This window comes from Rhizobium sp. FG96 (assembly GCF_057808655.1).
The window spans coordinates 1-14153 of the sequence record NZ_JBMDIL010000022.1 but is presented as its reverse complement, the minus strand read 5'-3'; the positions used below and the strand labels follow the sequence as shown (position 1 = coordinate 14153).

The following is a 14153-nucleotide window of genomic DNA, read 5'->3' as shown; positions in this document are numbered from 1 at the left end:
TCCGAAACGTGACATAAATACTGGAGCGACCACGGGGGTGCCGGCTAACCGGTAACTCGAGTTGCGTGGACCGCCACCGCCCGGGATTACAAAACTTCCGTAAATTCCGTATATTCCGTATATTCCGTAAAAAGGCAGTTCTCACATGACTTCTACAGTTACGGCGGCCACGGTCTCGAAAAATTTCGGCGCCTATCAGGATGCCGCCGTCCGTGACCCGGTGATCATCACCAAAAACGGGCGCCCGAAAACGGTCCTGATCGCTTACGAAGATTACCTGCGGCTGACGAAACGCGAACGGCGCGTCGAACTGACCTCCGCCATTGGCGACGACGACCTTGCTGCGATCGAGCGTCCGAGATGGATGAGGCGCTCGATCATCTCAATGCTGAGGTCCTGACGGGCAAGCATGCTGCCGACTGAACCAAAAGTCGGCTGGCTCTTTCGCTACTCGTACCTCTGGCATTGGCAGTTTCTCGAAGGTCGCGAAGAGGGCGACAAGGATCGGCCGGTGCTTGTGTTGGCGATGGTTGCGCATGTTGACGACGGCAGACCGGCCGTGCGGGTACTCCGATTTTCCATACCCCACCATCCAACCCTGCGGACGCAATCGAAATTCCGCTGGCAACCAAACAGCGCCTGGGCCTCCATGACGACCGCTCCTGGATCGTCTTGACCGAAAGCAACCGGTTTGTTTGGCCAGGACCGAATATCCGGCCGCTCAACACTAACACGGGCTACCACGGCCCTTTGCCTCCCGCGCTGTTTGCCGAGGTCAAACGCCGGTTCGTCGAGTTGGCCCGCGCCCAACGTCACCAAGCGGCCGCGCGTAGCGAATAGCTGATTCAGCTTCAATGTTCGATCCCCGGGGCTGTCGAGGCGGCCCGGCGCGTCTCTGCGCCGGCGCGATCTTCAGCGATTTGCGACACGCAAAAAGCCGAGCAATTGCAGCGCTCGCAGGCGCGCCTCGAAAGCAATCACCATCGATAAGGGATACTTATCGATGGTAGACAGTTCCGTTCAATACGCTCATAGCCGACCCCAGGCTTTGTGAATGAGGCCCTGGATTTCGAAATTGACCGCATCCATACATTGACGGCACGATCGTAGGTTTCGCGTGTGAAATTCGAACGATCTAGTTCATAAAGTGTGCGCTTTGCCAGTCCGGCGTCAGAGATGGCTGTGGTGTTCACCATCGGGCTGGTGAGCATCTCCTCTGCCAGGAGCGATTGCATGAAACCCATCATCTGGACTTGTGGCACGTCGGATGGCTCATAGCCGGTGATCAGATAGCGCAGCCAGTCCATCTTGACGTTCGCCCCTGCCCGCTTGATTGTCTTCTTCCCTTATCGAACTGATCTCGGCACTTTAGGCTTTTGAATTTTGCTTGTCGCGCGTCCCGGTAAAAGAAGGGCTACAAGGAAAAGCTATCTTGCGCCACCCCACTCCCTCCACATTCCGAGAAAGGTATGCGCAGATCGGTCCGGCCTCAGGATCGGCAATCATCTAGATGGCGCACCCAGATGGCGTTTTTCGACGATCTGAACGGGTGATGCCCCATGTCCTTTTTGAATGACCATTTCCTGAAGCTTTGGTATATCCAGTCCGCAAAGCAGCCGCGGCCGTGGCAGTACCTAATGCGTCAGGAGGCGTGCATGCTCAACCAAAACATCGATCCTGCGCTTACCAGCGCATGCGATCTTGAGCCCATCCACATCCCGGGGGCAATACAAGCCCATGGCCTCATGCTGGTGTGCGACGCCTCTATGACGTGTATCGGCGTAGCAGGACGGCCCGAAAGGTTTCTTGCGTCTCCCGCGCTCGGTAAATCTCTATCCGAGGTTTTGGGTTTAGATTTAGAGGGGCTCGCCCATAAGCTCCGCGCCGGCGCTCTTTCGGTTCTCGGTCGCATCGAGGCGCCTTGCGGGCCACTCAATGCCGTGGCTTACCGGTCTGGAAACTATCTGGTTGTGGAACTTGATCGAGCAGAACGAGATACCGTACAGGCAGTGCCGTTCCTGGTCGAACTGGACGCCGCTTCCTCAGCCTTCGAGAAGACCAGCAAACTCGAGGAACTCTGCAAGGCCGCCGCTCAAGTCTTTCGGGAGATGACTGGTTTTGGACGCGTGATGGTCTACCAGTTTGTCGACGATGATGCCGGCGTGGTTGTCGGGGAAAGCATCGACAAGGATTCATCGAGTTTCATGAACCATTACTTCCCTGCTTCCGATATTCCCAGACAAGCGAGGGCACTTTATGTTCGCAACCGCGTCAGGGTTATTCCCGATGTCTCTTACGAACCACAGCCCATTCACTCGATCACAACGGACTTACGCGAACTCGATTTGAGCGATTCGACGCTGCGAAGCGTATCTCCAGTCCATCTGCAGTATCTGCGCAACATGGGGGTTGCTGCCTCTGCATCCTTCTCAATTATTAAGGACGGGGTTCTCTGGGGGCTGATTGCCTGCCATCATCACGAACCGCGCGAAATTCCGTTGGCCGTGAGGATGGGCGGACAAGCGCTGTCCAACGCGCTGGCCAGGCAAATCCGCGCCAAGGAAGAGGCGGCCCAGTATCGCGAGCGCATTCGAAGCCGCTCGCAGGAAGATACAGTGATCTCCCTTCTTGGTAGTGATCGATCACTTGAAGACTTCTTCAGTGACGGTGGCGCGGAAATCGCCCGTCTTCTCGCGGCCGACGGATTTGCCGCGGTCCAGGGAACCGAGCTCTTTACCTATGGAGCTTGTCCGGATCCGATCGACGTGCGCGAGATCGCGAGCTACGCGCGCGTGCCGGCCGCCACGCAGCCGATCGCAACTGCAAGTCTGTCTCGCCTTTTCGAGGCGGCCATCGCATACCGGGATCGCGCCAGCGGCCTTCTTGCGGTGACGATGTCGACGGAAGTCCCGACAATTCTCATGTGGTTTCGGGCCGAACACGTGGAGGTTCTAAAGTGGGCCGGGAACCCGCATAAGGACGTGCCACTGGAAGCCGGTGCAACGCTGACACCGCGCGCGTCCTTCGAGGAATGGTCCGAGAGCGTCCGGGGAAGGGCGAGGCCGTGGAGTCACGCTGAAGAGGACGTTGCGTCGCGCATTGTCAAGCTTATGCTGGAGCATCGGAATAACCACCGCCTCCGCGAGCTCAATCGCGAGCTGACAACCACTTTGAAGGAAAATGAAAGCCTCCTCGTTCAAAAAGACTTCCTCATGAAGGAAGTCAATCACCGAGTACAGAATTCGCTGCAACTCGTATCAGCATTTCTAGGCATGCAAGGCCGTGCGACCGTTAACGACGAGGTCCGCGTCAGCTTGAACGAGGCTCAGAACCGTTTGAATGCGGTCGCTCTCGTGCATCGTCGGCTTTACCAGGACGGCAGCCTGGAAATCGTCGATCTCTCACGCTATCTCGAGAATCTCTTATCTGACATGTCCACAACGATGGACAGGAAATGGTCAGAAAGCCTCGATGTAGATTTGTCACCCATTCTGGTCTCTACCGATCGCGCAGTCAACATTGGCCTCGTGTTGACGGAACTTGTCATCAATGCACAAAAATATGCCTACGGCGGCGACGCGGGGCCGTTGCTGATCAAACTTGAACAGCACCGGAATTCGTTGCGTCTCATTGTCGCCGACCGCGGGAAGGGCAAGTTACCCAAGGGGAGGAGTGGCTTTGGAACCCGCATGCTTGCTGCGATCATTGATCGCCTTCAAGGGAGCATTGACGAGGAGCCAAATGGTCCAGGGCTGCGCGTTGTGGTGACTGCCCCGGTCAGGGCTCCTTGACAGACATTCAACCGGCGCGATGGATGTCTAAAAACTAGCCGTGCCCCTCGGACGTCCTGGTTGCACCTTGGCTCGGCGTTGAAGGCGCCCGGGTCGAACTTGGGAAGGTCGGGCTTGCATCCGAAGTTTTCTTGGAGCCGGTCCGTTCAACAACCGGTCGAGCTCGCGACACCTCGCATGGTAAAAAGGCCGAATCGGGGTGGACAATTCGCGCCCTTCCATGCGGCAGCTTGCCGGACAAACTCGATCATCGGTCACAAAAAGCAGCAACCATAGTTACAGCGAACAAAATTTTGATCCAGGCGTGACTGGGCACGTACATGCAAGTGGGAAGCGCCGGTGAGAAACAACGATGTTTGCAGGAACGGCATTAAAGCGTATGCCTCGCGTGCACGTGAGGAAGCAGAGCATGGAAGGCCAGGAGCCTGAAAACGATCAGACGAGATTGAAAAGACTGCTGGAGGCGGTGGCGCAGACGCGCGATCCTGCAGCATTTGAGGAGCTTTATAAGCATATTTACCCTCGGTTGCGATCGCATATGCGACGGCTCGCCAAGGATTTCGTGATTGCCGACGAGCTCGCCCAGGAGGTTATGCTTGCGGTATGGCGTAAAGCTGAACAGTACGATCCCGCGCGGGGTCAGGTATCGACTTGGGTCTTTAGGATTGCTCGCAACCTCTATATCGACTCTCTTAGGCGCCGGATGCCTGAGTTGGACGAGAATGATCCTGCCTTCGTCCCGCAAGAGGAGATTGCGGCCGATCGAGCGATTATTAATGCTCAGGACGCGCAGGCGTTGACCAGAGCACTTGGGTCTCTAAAGGATGAGCACCTTGAAGTCCTGCGGCTTTCATATTTCGAGGAAATGCCGCACTCCGCGATTTCTTCATTGCTAGGTATCCCGCTAGGGACAGTGAAATCAAGAATTCGAATGGCATGCGAGAAACTAAGATGGGCACTACAGCAGAGCCGATAATCCGACATCATCTCGAAGACGAGATGCTTATGCTCTATGCCGCCGGCAGGCTGTCCGAAGGCTGGAGTGTTGCTGTTGCGACACACCTTGCGCTTTGTCCCTCATGCCGTGGCCGCGTTGGGGTCTATGAGGCGATAGGCGGACACTTTCTGGACAATGAAGAGCCTATTGAGGACGATGATGCGGTTGCTGAGAGCTGGTCACGCCTAAAAAGCCGTATCGAAAATGAAGAGTTTCCCAACGTTGTGACACTTCGCCGGCCGGCAGGTGACAGGTTGCTACCGCAACCGCTTCGATCGTATGTCGATCGCGCTGGAGGGCTTAAATGGAAGACGCTGGGAACGGGCGGCGCCGCGCAGATGATCGTCCCAACCGAAGATAAAAGTACAACCGTGCGTCTGCTTCGTATCCCTGCAGGCCTGCCGGTCCCGGAGCATACGCATCGTGGCGACGAGCTCACTCTTGTGCTTGCTGGAAGTTTCTCGGACCAATTTGCGACGTTTAGACGTGGCGATGTGGAAATGGCTGATCCCGATGTGTTGCACACTCCGCGAGCCGGGCATGGACAAGACTGCATTTGCCTGGCGGTTACCGACGCACCACTGAAGTTTTCGAGCAGGCTACTGCGCTTGCTGCAGCCCCTCTTGGGTATCTAGACTAGCTCTATCGAACCAGTTGGAGTTCGGGCGGGAGCAATTCGAAAGGCGCGGCTGCATTTCGAAGACAGATTGCCAGGTTGGCCAATTTGTCTTCAGCAATAGCGGGTCTCCCGTGAAGGTTTCGCCGTTTGGAGGCGGCAATCACGTGGTTCGGAACGAAGACCACTCGGCTGGCGTTCTGTCACATAAGTCGCAATTTCCCCCAGGAGCAAAGTGATGACGACAGCCACCCCTGTGCGCTACTCAGCGGATCTCGAACAGATCAACCCTAACGAGCAGGAAGTGGTCTCCGGTCTTAATGACGCCTTCGACGTCATTCTGAAACGGACTGCTGAGGACTATGGCCACGCCGTCCGGTCCGTGCATGCAAAGGCACACGGAATCCTTAAAGCCAAGATGATTGTCAGGGACAACCTACCTGCCGAACTCGCCCAGGGCCTTTTCTCGCGTTCGGGCAACTACGACGTCTATATGCGGATGTCGACGAATGCCGGCGACATTCTGCCCGACGCGATTGCACTTCCGCGCGGACTCGCCATGAAAGTCGTCGGCGTCGAAGGCCCGAGGCTTTCCGATGCGGCCGGCTCGACCCAGGACTTCGTGATGGTCAACGGTCCGGTTTTCCAGGCGCCGAATGCGGAAAAATTCCTCGGCAATCTGAAGATGCTCGCCAAGATAACAGACCGGATGGAAGGGACAAAGGAGGTACTCTCTAGCGTTCTCCAGACGGTCAATAAGGGTCTTGAGGCGGTCGGCATATCCAGCCCGGCCATGCAGTCGCTCGGAGGTGCTCCGAATGTCGATCCGCTTGGCGAGACCTATTTCAGCGTTACGCCGTTTCGGTACGGCGACTATGTCGCTAAATTCCGGCTGAAGCCCGTATCGGTCGGCCTCACGGAATTGATGGGCCGCGAGATCGATACCAGCGTGAGCGAAAATGCTATCCGCGAGACGGTCCAGGCGGAGATGCGAGATATTCGCGCGCAATGGGAATTTCAGGTTCAGCTCTGTCGCAACATTGAAGATCAACCGATCGAAGACCCGACCGTCGAGTGGGACGAGACGGATGCGCCCTTCGTCACGGTCGCGATCGTTAGCGCCGGGCCGCAGGATAGCTGGAGCGACGAGAAAGTCGATGAGGTCGATGAGCGGATGCGCTTCAGCGTCTGGACGGGCTTGGCCGCCCACCAGCCGCTCGGCAACATCAATCGCGCGCGCAAGGCGCCTTACGAACATTCCGCCCAGTTCCGGCAGGGGTTCAACCGCTGTCCGATCCACGAGCCACGTTGAGCTTATTTCTAATTCGGGTCGCGCACATCGAAAGACCGGAGATACCAGCCATCCGCCAGATTGACGTTCGCGACCGGCTGCAAGGTGAGCAGACTCGCCCCGGCTTCAGGCCAAGCAGCAATCCGCCAACTCTGAAGAAGCAGAAATCCTCGCTCACGGCGCCCCAACCGTTCGCATTTTATTAAACATGTCGGCAAATACTCCGCTTCGAGGGGCAATCTAAATGTGGATACGCGAGTTCCTCTCGTGACCACGGAGCGGAGACTGCCATGTACCAACCTACGGTTCTCATCGTCGAAGATGAATTCCTGATTCGGATGATGCTCGCCGACACCCTTCTCGACGAGGGCTACGATGTGGTCGAGGCCGCCAACGTCCTTGAAGCCGTGGCCGTCCTCGGACAACGGAAGATCGACGCCGTCATCACGGACGTCGACATGCCGGGCGGCCTGAGCGGTCTCGATCTCGCAAGGATGATTTCGACGAGCCACATGAACGTACCCGTCATCGTCGCTTCGGGCGGACATCGGCTCCAATCTGAAGAACTCCCCGGCGACGCCGTATTCATACCTAAGCCATACGGCCTGGACGTCATTACGGCTTTGGTCGGGGACATGACCGTGGGCACGGTACATAAGCTCGTGGGCTAGCAAGGGCACCGATCCTACTTGTCGGGAAGCCGACGTTCAGATCGCGTTGCGGTAGAACAGTTGTCCGTTACGGCCGCCGGGACAAACCCTTAATCGACGCATTACACCTCCTCCCGCGCAAAGAAGACTGTAGGAAGTCATGCAAAATGTCCGCAGCATTTTGAAAAAACACAATGAAAATACGGAAAATGGGAACCCATTCCTATCTGACCTGAAACGCATTCGTAAAATGTTCTAATGCCTAACGCGCAGAAATTGCTTAAATATTACCTGGTGCTTATGGAATGCGTTGCTATTGGCTTTCCCGGCACGATGTAATGCCAGTCGACTTTGTGATCCTTCGACCAGGCGAGGATCGCATTCGAGGTGAATTCCGTGCCGTAGCACATCGGGAATCTTGCTCTGACAGAGCCGGCGGCGCGCGTAGCCGTGTGTAGCGGAGCGCGCCGCCGGCGGTGGTCATGGCCGGTCAACAGGTCTCTAAAGTGAAGTTGTCGAGGCAACACTTTGGAAACGACAAGCCATGACCAAATATCTTTCTACTCCCACAAACGCCGTGCTGGTAGCGATTGATATGTCGAAGCACCGTCAGGAGGTCCTTATCGAGCGGCCCGAAGGTGGCCGGCGCCAGCGTATGTCGGTGATGGCGACCAAGGATGACTATGATCGCACAGCCGCTCACCAGTCCCTGGATTGCCCGCCAAGCCTCGTCGAAAGGGGGCAGCCTGAGGAGCTGCCCCGCGCTTTTATCGCATCGACTTGAATGCCGCCCGTAGTTCTTCGGCGAACAGCTGCGGCTGTTCCCAGGCGGCGAAATGTCCACCCTTGGCGGCCTGATTGTAGTAGACCAGCGTCGGGTAAGCCTGCTTGCTCCAACTTTCCGGTGCCTTGTAAATTTCCTTGGGAAAGGCCGTGATGGCAACCGGCACCTTAATGTCCCTGGTCTTCTGGGTCTCGGAGCTGAAGTTGTTGTTGTTGTTTTCCCAGTAGAAGCGGGACGACGATGCGCCGACGTTGTTGAGCCAATAGAGGGTGATGTCGTTGAGCATGTCGTCGCGAGATAGCACGCGTTCCGGCACCCCATCGCTATCGCTCCACTGAGCGAATTTTTCATAGATGAAAGACGCCAGACCAGCCGGCGAGTCAGACAGCGAGTATCCGATGGTCTGCGGACGGGTGACCATCATTGCGCCGTATGCAGCGTTCCTGCCAAAGAAAGTGCTCAGGGACTGGTAAGCCTCCTTTTCGTCGGGCGCGAGGGAGGCCGGTGCGGGGTCGCCTGCGTTGATGCCCTTCATCAGTTCGCCAGGGACGGTGGCGGGCATGTTCAGGTGAATGCCGCGAAGGCCTTCAGGGGCTTGGCGTGCCAGAGCATCGGAAATAACCGATCCATGGTCGCCGCCCTGCGAGACGTAATTCTTGTATCCGAGCCGCTTCATCAGGACGTCCCAGGCCCTGGCGACACGATCCGGACCCCAGCCCAGTTCCGTTGGCTTTCCGGAGAAGCCGTGGCCGGGGATCGAGGGAATCACCACATCGAAGGCATCTTCCGCCCGACCGGCGAACGCGGTGGGATCGGTCAACGGGCCGATGGCCTTGATAAACTCGAATTGGGAGCCGGGCCAACCGTGCGTCAGGAGCAGGGGAAGGGCGTTCGGATGGCGCGAGCGAACATGGATGAACTGGATATCGACGCCGTCAATTGTGGTGATGAATTCCGGAAGGTCGTTCAGCTCCTTTTCAGCCTTCCGCCAATCATAATCGGTGCCCCAGTACCGAACCAGTTCCTGAACGCGTGCGAGCTGGATGCCCTGGGAGATGTCGCCGACGGTTTCCTTGTCCGGCCAACGGGTCTCGGCGATACGCTTGCGCATGTCGTCGAGCTGGGACTGTGGCACATCGATCTTGAAAGGGCGAATACTGTCGTCCGATGTCTTGTCGGCGGACGTCGTAGTGATTGGCTCGGCAGCCTTTGCATCCTGCAGGGCCACCACCGGCAGCAGCATGATCGAGCCCAGCGCAAATGCGAAAGCACGGCCGGTTGTCGAGTTTCGGCGGGACAATGTTCTGATAGCAGTCATGATGCCTCTCCTTGGGTTATGTCGTGGTGACGACACTTGGCGGAGGGGGTGTAGGGAACCGGCGTATCTGGCTTGTTTCTGAAAAATGCGAACTTGTATCGGGAACGTTGGTCACGGCTCTGAGATACGATTTGGTACAAGGTCTCAAAGATTTGAGGCCGTTGAAGTCCACTCCATGGACGAAGGCCTGGATTAGGCGCGAGTTCCGTCGTCAAACAGGCCAAATGCGCTGGGACGATCCTGTTGCTCGCCGTGCTGTCTCCACCTGCGAACGCGCAACAGGTCCGAGCCAGACCGATCTCGACGTAAGCCGAGCGTTGGAAATTGCGGCCAACGGGAATGCCCGTGATGTTGCAGGTTGAGGTCAATGTCACCTCCGCACCAAAGGCTAGTAAGGGGCGAGCATGCCCAAGCACTGCGTCCGCCATCTCCGCATGTCGGAACTCCAGATCCACGCTTGTCCCGAGACGAATGCGAGCTTGCTCTGGCATGGCCGATGATCCGCCGAGCACTGCAAATCTTTTGAACCTGGAACGACTTGTAGGACCTTTGCAGAGAGGAGGCCGGCCCCGGCCCCTATGTCGAACACCGTCAACTTGGCACAGGTCTGCCATTCTTGGTTAACTCCAGGGCGGTCCCGTAGAACTTATCGAAACAGGGGATCAACCGTCGGCGCAGGCTGTCGCACCCTTCGGCGTCACGAGAAAACAGAGTTGATGCTGCAGCGTCGTTCTTAATCATCCCAGGTTCCTCGATATCGTCTTGTTACTGGCCATGTTGTTGCCGGGTGATGCTCGGGTTGAGCGAGTAAGTGGCAGTAGCAATGCCCGTAGAAAGTATATGCCCCCTCATGGCCTTCGTGACTGTCTCGCCGTCGAACACACCACCGAGGCCGAGAGAAGGTACGTCCAGTGCGAACACTTGCAGTACGTACCGATGTGGGCGCTCATCATTCACTGGCGGGCAAGGGCCATCATAACCACCGTACGTCCCAGCCATTTCGGCGTCTGACGCGAGAAAGCTGGAATAGACGTTAGCGCCCCTGCGTCCGTGCGCTGTTTCGCCAACTGGTTTGCCGTGCGGAACCAGGCCCGCGCTTTCAATCCCTTCCGCAAGCGACCGCAGATCGGCGGGAATGTCTACGAGAACCCAATGAAAAACCGACACACGGGGATCATTGCGGTGGATCACGACGCCGGACTTGTTGATTTGGCTGAAGTCCTTCGGCACATCGGGGTCCGTCATCAGTAGGACGTAGGAGCGCGTGCCGCCCGGTCCTGCGGACCAGGTAACTGGTGGGCTGATGTTGTTTCCAGAGACAGTAGACGGCGCGCAAAAGGCGGCCTTGTCGGGCAAAAGTCCAGCCTTGCCAAGACCAGGAATCGTGACCTTGAGGCCGATAATGTCGGATGATCCAGCCGCCGTTGTGGCAAACGCTGCAATGAAGGCAGCGCTCATTGTTCGCAGGTAGTGGTGCATAGTGGTTATCCTCACTGTTTCTATTGGTGAGGATACCGATGCGCCTGCGAAAATCTGGACCCGAACCGATCAGCTTTGGGCCGGATTCAGTCAGGCAGCCGCGTTTGTGACCTGTGTAACCGTACCTCTGACGGTGTCGCACCAAAGCGCTGCTGAAAGTGCTTCGAAAAGTGCGAACGAGATTGATAGCCAGTCGCCGCTAGCGCCTCGGCAACGGATGCGTCACGGTCGTTCAAGATGGTGAAGGCAGCTTTCATACGCTCATCTAGCAAAAGGTGCTGAAGCGAATGGCCCTCCGCGCTGAGGCGGCGGCGAAGGGTGGCCTCAGACATCGAGAATTCCGAAGAGACTGCTGCCGTGGTCCACGGGAAGTGCAGGCGGTGGCGAACGAGGAGACGCACAGCCTCCACCACTGAACCATCCACATATTTCGGCGTCAGCGAAATCGCGCCCTGCTCAGCCAGTATCAGCAGCACCTCAAGCAAGCGGTGCTCTGCGACCCTGCGGGAAACTCGCGTTTGATAAGACAGGGCTTCGGCCGCGTGGAGAAGTGCGGAGCAAAGGTCGTCTGTCAGCAGAGGCTCCCGTAATCGTAGCTCCTGGTTCACGAACTGTGGCCACAAGCGTGCGGCCTCTATGATCAGAGCGCGATCAAAGCGCACGAAGAGGGCTCGATAAAAGCCGGATTTATGATCTGGTTCATTGACCACATCGACATGCTCGTTGGCATTGAGAATGAAGGCGTCGCCGCTTCGATAAATTCGGTGCTCGGTACCCGAGACAATGTCCTTAGTACCTTCCAGGAGCACGACGAGCCCCGCCGTAGGCATTACGAGACGGTTTAGCGTCTCGCGTACACGAGTGACGAAAGCGGAGATCACTGGAGGATGGCTTTCTCCCTCAACGGCTATGCGTGTGTCTTGCCTGGCAAACTTGAGCAGCCTGCCCACGTCAGCTGTCTTGCTTGGCACAATCACTACTGCATCACTCATCGCATCTCCTTCTTCCCGAAGAGATTTACACCCGGGCGAAGGGCGAAGAAAGGGTGGTTCAGAGCGGTTCGGTGGGTTGTGGCGGAACGAATTTTAGGTTCGCGCCGATATTATCGAAGCCTATTGGTGGTTGGCATCCCATCCGCCCCTTGGAAATTTAGCCGCCGTGACACGAACCGTCAGCCGACATATCGTACAGTCTTTCTAGAAGTCTGATGGGTGTAACTCGGTTGTGGATGGAGCAACAATCTACGAGACGCCCCGCGAGTTGGCTATGCTTGTCGGGATGGCCTCGTATGGCGAGACAAAAATCCGTTTGTAACTTTGCCGGCTGGCAAAGATTGGCACGACATCGACCTGTGCCTTTGCGGCATCGATATCTCGGCTTCTCGGCGCGACTTGAATTCAGTGTGAACGGATGACAGCGGACTGGATGGAGCTGAAGATCGTTCGGTGATGTCGGATGTAGCCCTATTGCCGAGGAATTCGCACTGCTTATGCAGGAAGGCCCTGATTAGCCAGGGCCGTCTGATGTAGAGGAACGCCGCCGGTACGGCTATCCTTCGGCGGCCACTGTCATTTGACTGCGGAATTCCCACCATTCGCGTAAAGCGGTGAACCCATAACAAAGCTCGACATGGCAAGGAAGAGGGCGGCATTTGCGATTTCCTCGGGTTGTGAGATCCGTTTGATCGCGTGCAGCCGGGCCGCCCCAACGCCCTGGCAGCAGTAATCCGCCGTGATACCCTTCACCAGACCCATCAGGCCGCCTTGGCAGTGGCACCGGGGAGCCCGACGCTCGTGCCAACAACGCTCGATTTAAAGATGATGCTGCCGCCTCCAGTCTGATGCATCGCCGGAATTTAGATACGGCTAGCAAAGGAAAGCATACGTCAGCGTTGTCGAGACGGTATTCTGCCATTCCGTCAAGTCGACCTCGGCCAGCGGCTTTCGGGGGCCGATGAAAACCGCGTTGTTGAAGGCGATGGCTAACCGTCCGAAGGACTGATGCGCCAGTGCTACCAGCCTGTCATGTTGTCTCCGGCAGGCCGACGTCGCCAGGAACTGCATCAGCTGTCCCTGCTAGAGCACGAATGCTGTCGAACACATGGCCGAGCGCTGCTGTTTTTCTCCGATTAAGCACAACCGCCGCACCCTCGGCGCTGAACAGCAATGCGGCCGCGCGGCCGATACCTGACGATGCACCCGTGACAATAGCTACCTTGTTTACAAGCAACCCACTCGTGGCCTCCATTGTTGAAGGACGAAGGATATCAATGCTGGTGACCCTCGCCGTCACCCGTGTCATGCGGGACCGGAGACGGAGCGCCGCAAATCCTTCAATGACGCTGAGTGAGATTGGTCGACCGGCAGGTCGAACGTATTGTGGCCAGATGTCCTCGAAGACCGTGCGCTTTCGTACGAAATAAAATGAAAGCGGAACGTCTTCGCTGCCTGGTCATTCATCTTCTGAGATCGCGGCTGTGTCAACCGGACGCGACGGGGATGGTGAACGCAGCGGTTTTTCCGGTTTCTCGCTGCGGGCAACGAAACGCCAGGCGAGCACCCAACCTGTCCGACCGCGATCTCTACCTGTTCCTTAGGAAAACCGATTGGGGTGGCTTGTGCAAAGTGTTAATGAGAATGCAGAAGCTCCGCTTCTTCAGGCGATTGTCGAGTGGTTTAGCTTCTACTCGGTACCTTTCGAAGAAGAGGTAGCAAACGTTCTGTGTGATCGAGCCATTATGCTCTACAACCAAGGTGCCAGCGGTTCAGAAATCACCGAACACCTTCTCACACATTTTGTAGGCTTAGTTTCCACTAAAGCAAACGCGCCTACGTCTTCCGCACTTCATTAAGCGCACGGCGAGCGGCTCAGCGTTGATGTACGAGAAAGGTGGCCTTGCGCACGGTGCGCGAAACGGTCAGGCGCTCGGTCTCGCGCTGGCGCAGAAAGCGTTGAATCGGCGACGATGGCAGCATGATTGTTAATGACACAGCCACCCAATGGCTTCCACTTGTAGAATTCGCTGGGTAACCGCGAAGCGCAAAGCGTTGCTATTACTCACACGGCAGAGCAGGTGTCGTCGGTGAATGGGCTCCCCGTAACAGCTTACCATTCCGTCGCTAACGTTGGCTTCCAATGCCCTCGGGAACCTCCAAGGTCTGGCCAAGTTTTCCCGTAAGCCTCCGGTGAAGGCCACAGGTCAGGCAGCTTGAGCTTCTGACGCTGGC

9 protein-coding genes and 4 pseudogenes are annotated in these 14153 nt (G+C 57.0%); 8 read left to right on the top strand and 5 right to left on the bottom strand.

Annotated elements, in window-relative coordinates:
- Positions 1-145: 145 nt before the first annotated feature.
- Together ACODR6_RS30610 and ACODR6_RS30605 are read left to right on the top strand one after the other, a co-directional pair.
- Positions 146-423: pseudogene (locus ACODR6_RS30610) on the top strand (type II toxin-antitoxin system Phd/YefM family antitoxin).
- Positions 410-840: pseudogene (locus ACODR6_RS30605) on the top strand (plasmid maintenance toxin (PemK-like)). Before ACODR6_RS30610 ends, ACODR6_RS30605 begins: the two co-directional pseudogenes overlap by 14 nt.
- 189 nt (positions 841-1029) lie before the next feature.
- On the opposite strand, the pseudogene ACODR6_RS30600 reads toward ACODR6_RS30605, so the two are convergent.
- A pseudogene (locus ACODR6_RS30600) lies at positions 1030-1340 on the bottom strand (plasmid partitioning protein RepA); the annotation flags it as partial.
- A 315-nt stretch (positions 1341-1655) separates the two neighbouring features.
- On the opposite strand from ACODR6_RS30600, the gene ACODR6_RS30595 reads away from it, so the two are divergent.
- The 6 genes from ACODR6_RS30595 (at position 1656) to ACODR6_RS30570 (ending at position 8129) form a co-directional block, all read left to right on the top strand.
- Positions 1656-3791, top strand: a complete 2136-nt coding sequence (locus ACODR6_RS30595; protein WP_246777746.1) for a histidine kinase dimerization/phosphoacceptor domain -containing protein — start codon at positions 1656-1658, stop codon at positions 3789-3791.
- 409 nt (positions 3792-4200) lie between these two features.
- Positions 4201-4767 (top strand): RNA polymerase sigma factor, encoded by a 567-nt coding sequence (locus tag ACODR6_RS30590; protein WP_165402643.1) that lies wholly within the window; start codon positions 4201-4203, stop codon positions 4765-4767.
- A complete protein-coding gene (locus tag ACODR6_RS30585) occupies positions 4743-5423 on the top strand; it encodes a ChrR family anti-sigma-E factor (protein WP_130279511.1) in 681 nt (226 codons plus the stop codon). The genes ACODR6_RS30590 and ACODR6_RS30585 overlap by 25 nt, the downstream gene beginning before the upstream one ends.
- Before the next feature lie 219 nt (positions 5424-5642).
- On the top strand, positions 5643-6716 hold the full coding sequence (locus ACODR6_RS30580; protein WP_489026260.1) for a catalase family protein: 1074 nt from the start codon (positions 5643-5645) through the stop codon (positions 6714-6716).
- Between the two features lie 269 nt (positions 6717-6985).
- Positions 6986-7366 (top strand): response regulator, encoded by a 381-nt coding sequence (locus ACODR6_RS30575; RefSeq protein ID WP_148195159.1) that lies wholly within the window; start codon positions 6986-6988, stop codon positions 7364-7366.
- A gap of 523 nt (positions 7367-7889) precedes the next feature.
- Positions 7890-8129 (top strand): hypothetical protein, encoded by a 240-nt coding sequence (locus ACODR6_RS30570; protein ID WP_489026259.1) that lies wholly within the window; start codon positions 7890-7892, stop codon positions 8127-8129.
- Here the strand turns inward: ACODR6_RS30570 and ACODR6_RS30565 are convergent.
- The 4 genes and pseudogenes from ACODR6_RS30565 to ACODR6_RS30550 all read right to left on the bottom strand — a co-directional run bounded on the left by ACODR6_RS30565 (position 8113) and on the right by ACODR6_RS30550 (position 13173).
- The gene (locus ACODR6_RS30565) at positions 8113-9447 is read right to left on the bottom strand and encodes an epoxide hydrolase (protein WP_130279509.1); all 1335 of its coding nucleotides are present in this window, start codon (positions 9445-9447) and stop codon (positions 8113-8115) included. The two genes, ACODR6_RS30570 and ACODR6_RS30565, sit on opposite strands and share 17 nt — an antisense overlap.
- A gap of 765 nt (positions 9448-10212) precedes the next feature.
- A complete protein-coding gene (locus tag ACODR6_RS30560) occupies positions 10213-10926 on the bottom strand; it encodes a YbhB/YbcL family Raf kinase inhibitor-like protein (protein ID WP_489026257.1) in 714 nt (237 codons plus the stop codon).
- Between the two features lie 86 nt (positions 10927-11012).
- Complete coding sequence (locus ACODR6_RS30555; protein WP_489026255.1) at positions 11013-11918, bottom strand: helix-turn-helix transcriptional regulator; 906 nt, start codon at positions 11916-11918, stop codon at positions 11013-11015.
- Between the two features lie 576 nt (positions 11919-12494).
- Positions 12495-13173, bottom strand: a pseudogene (locus ACODR6_RS30550) (SDR family NAD(P)-dependent oxidoreductase).
- Positions 13174-14153: the final 980 nt, after the last annotated feature.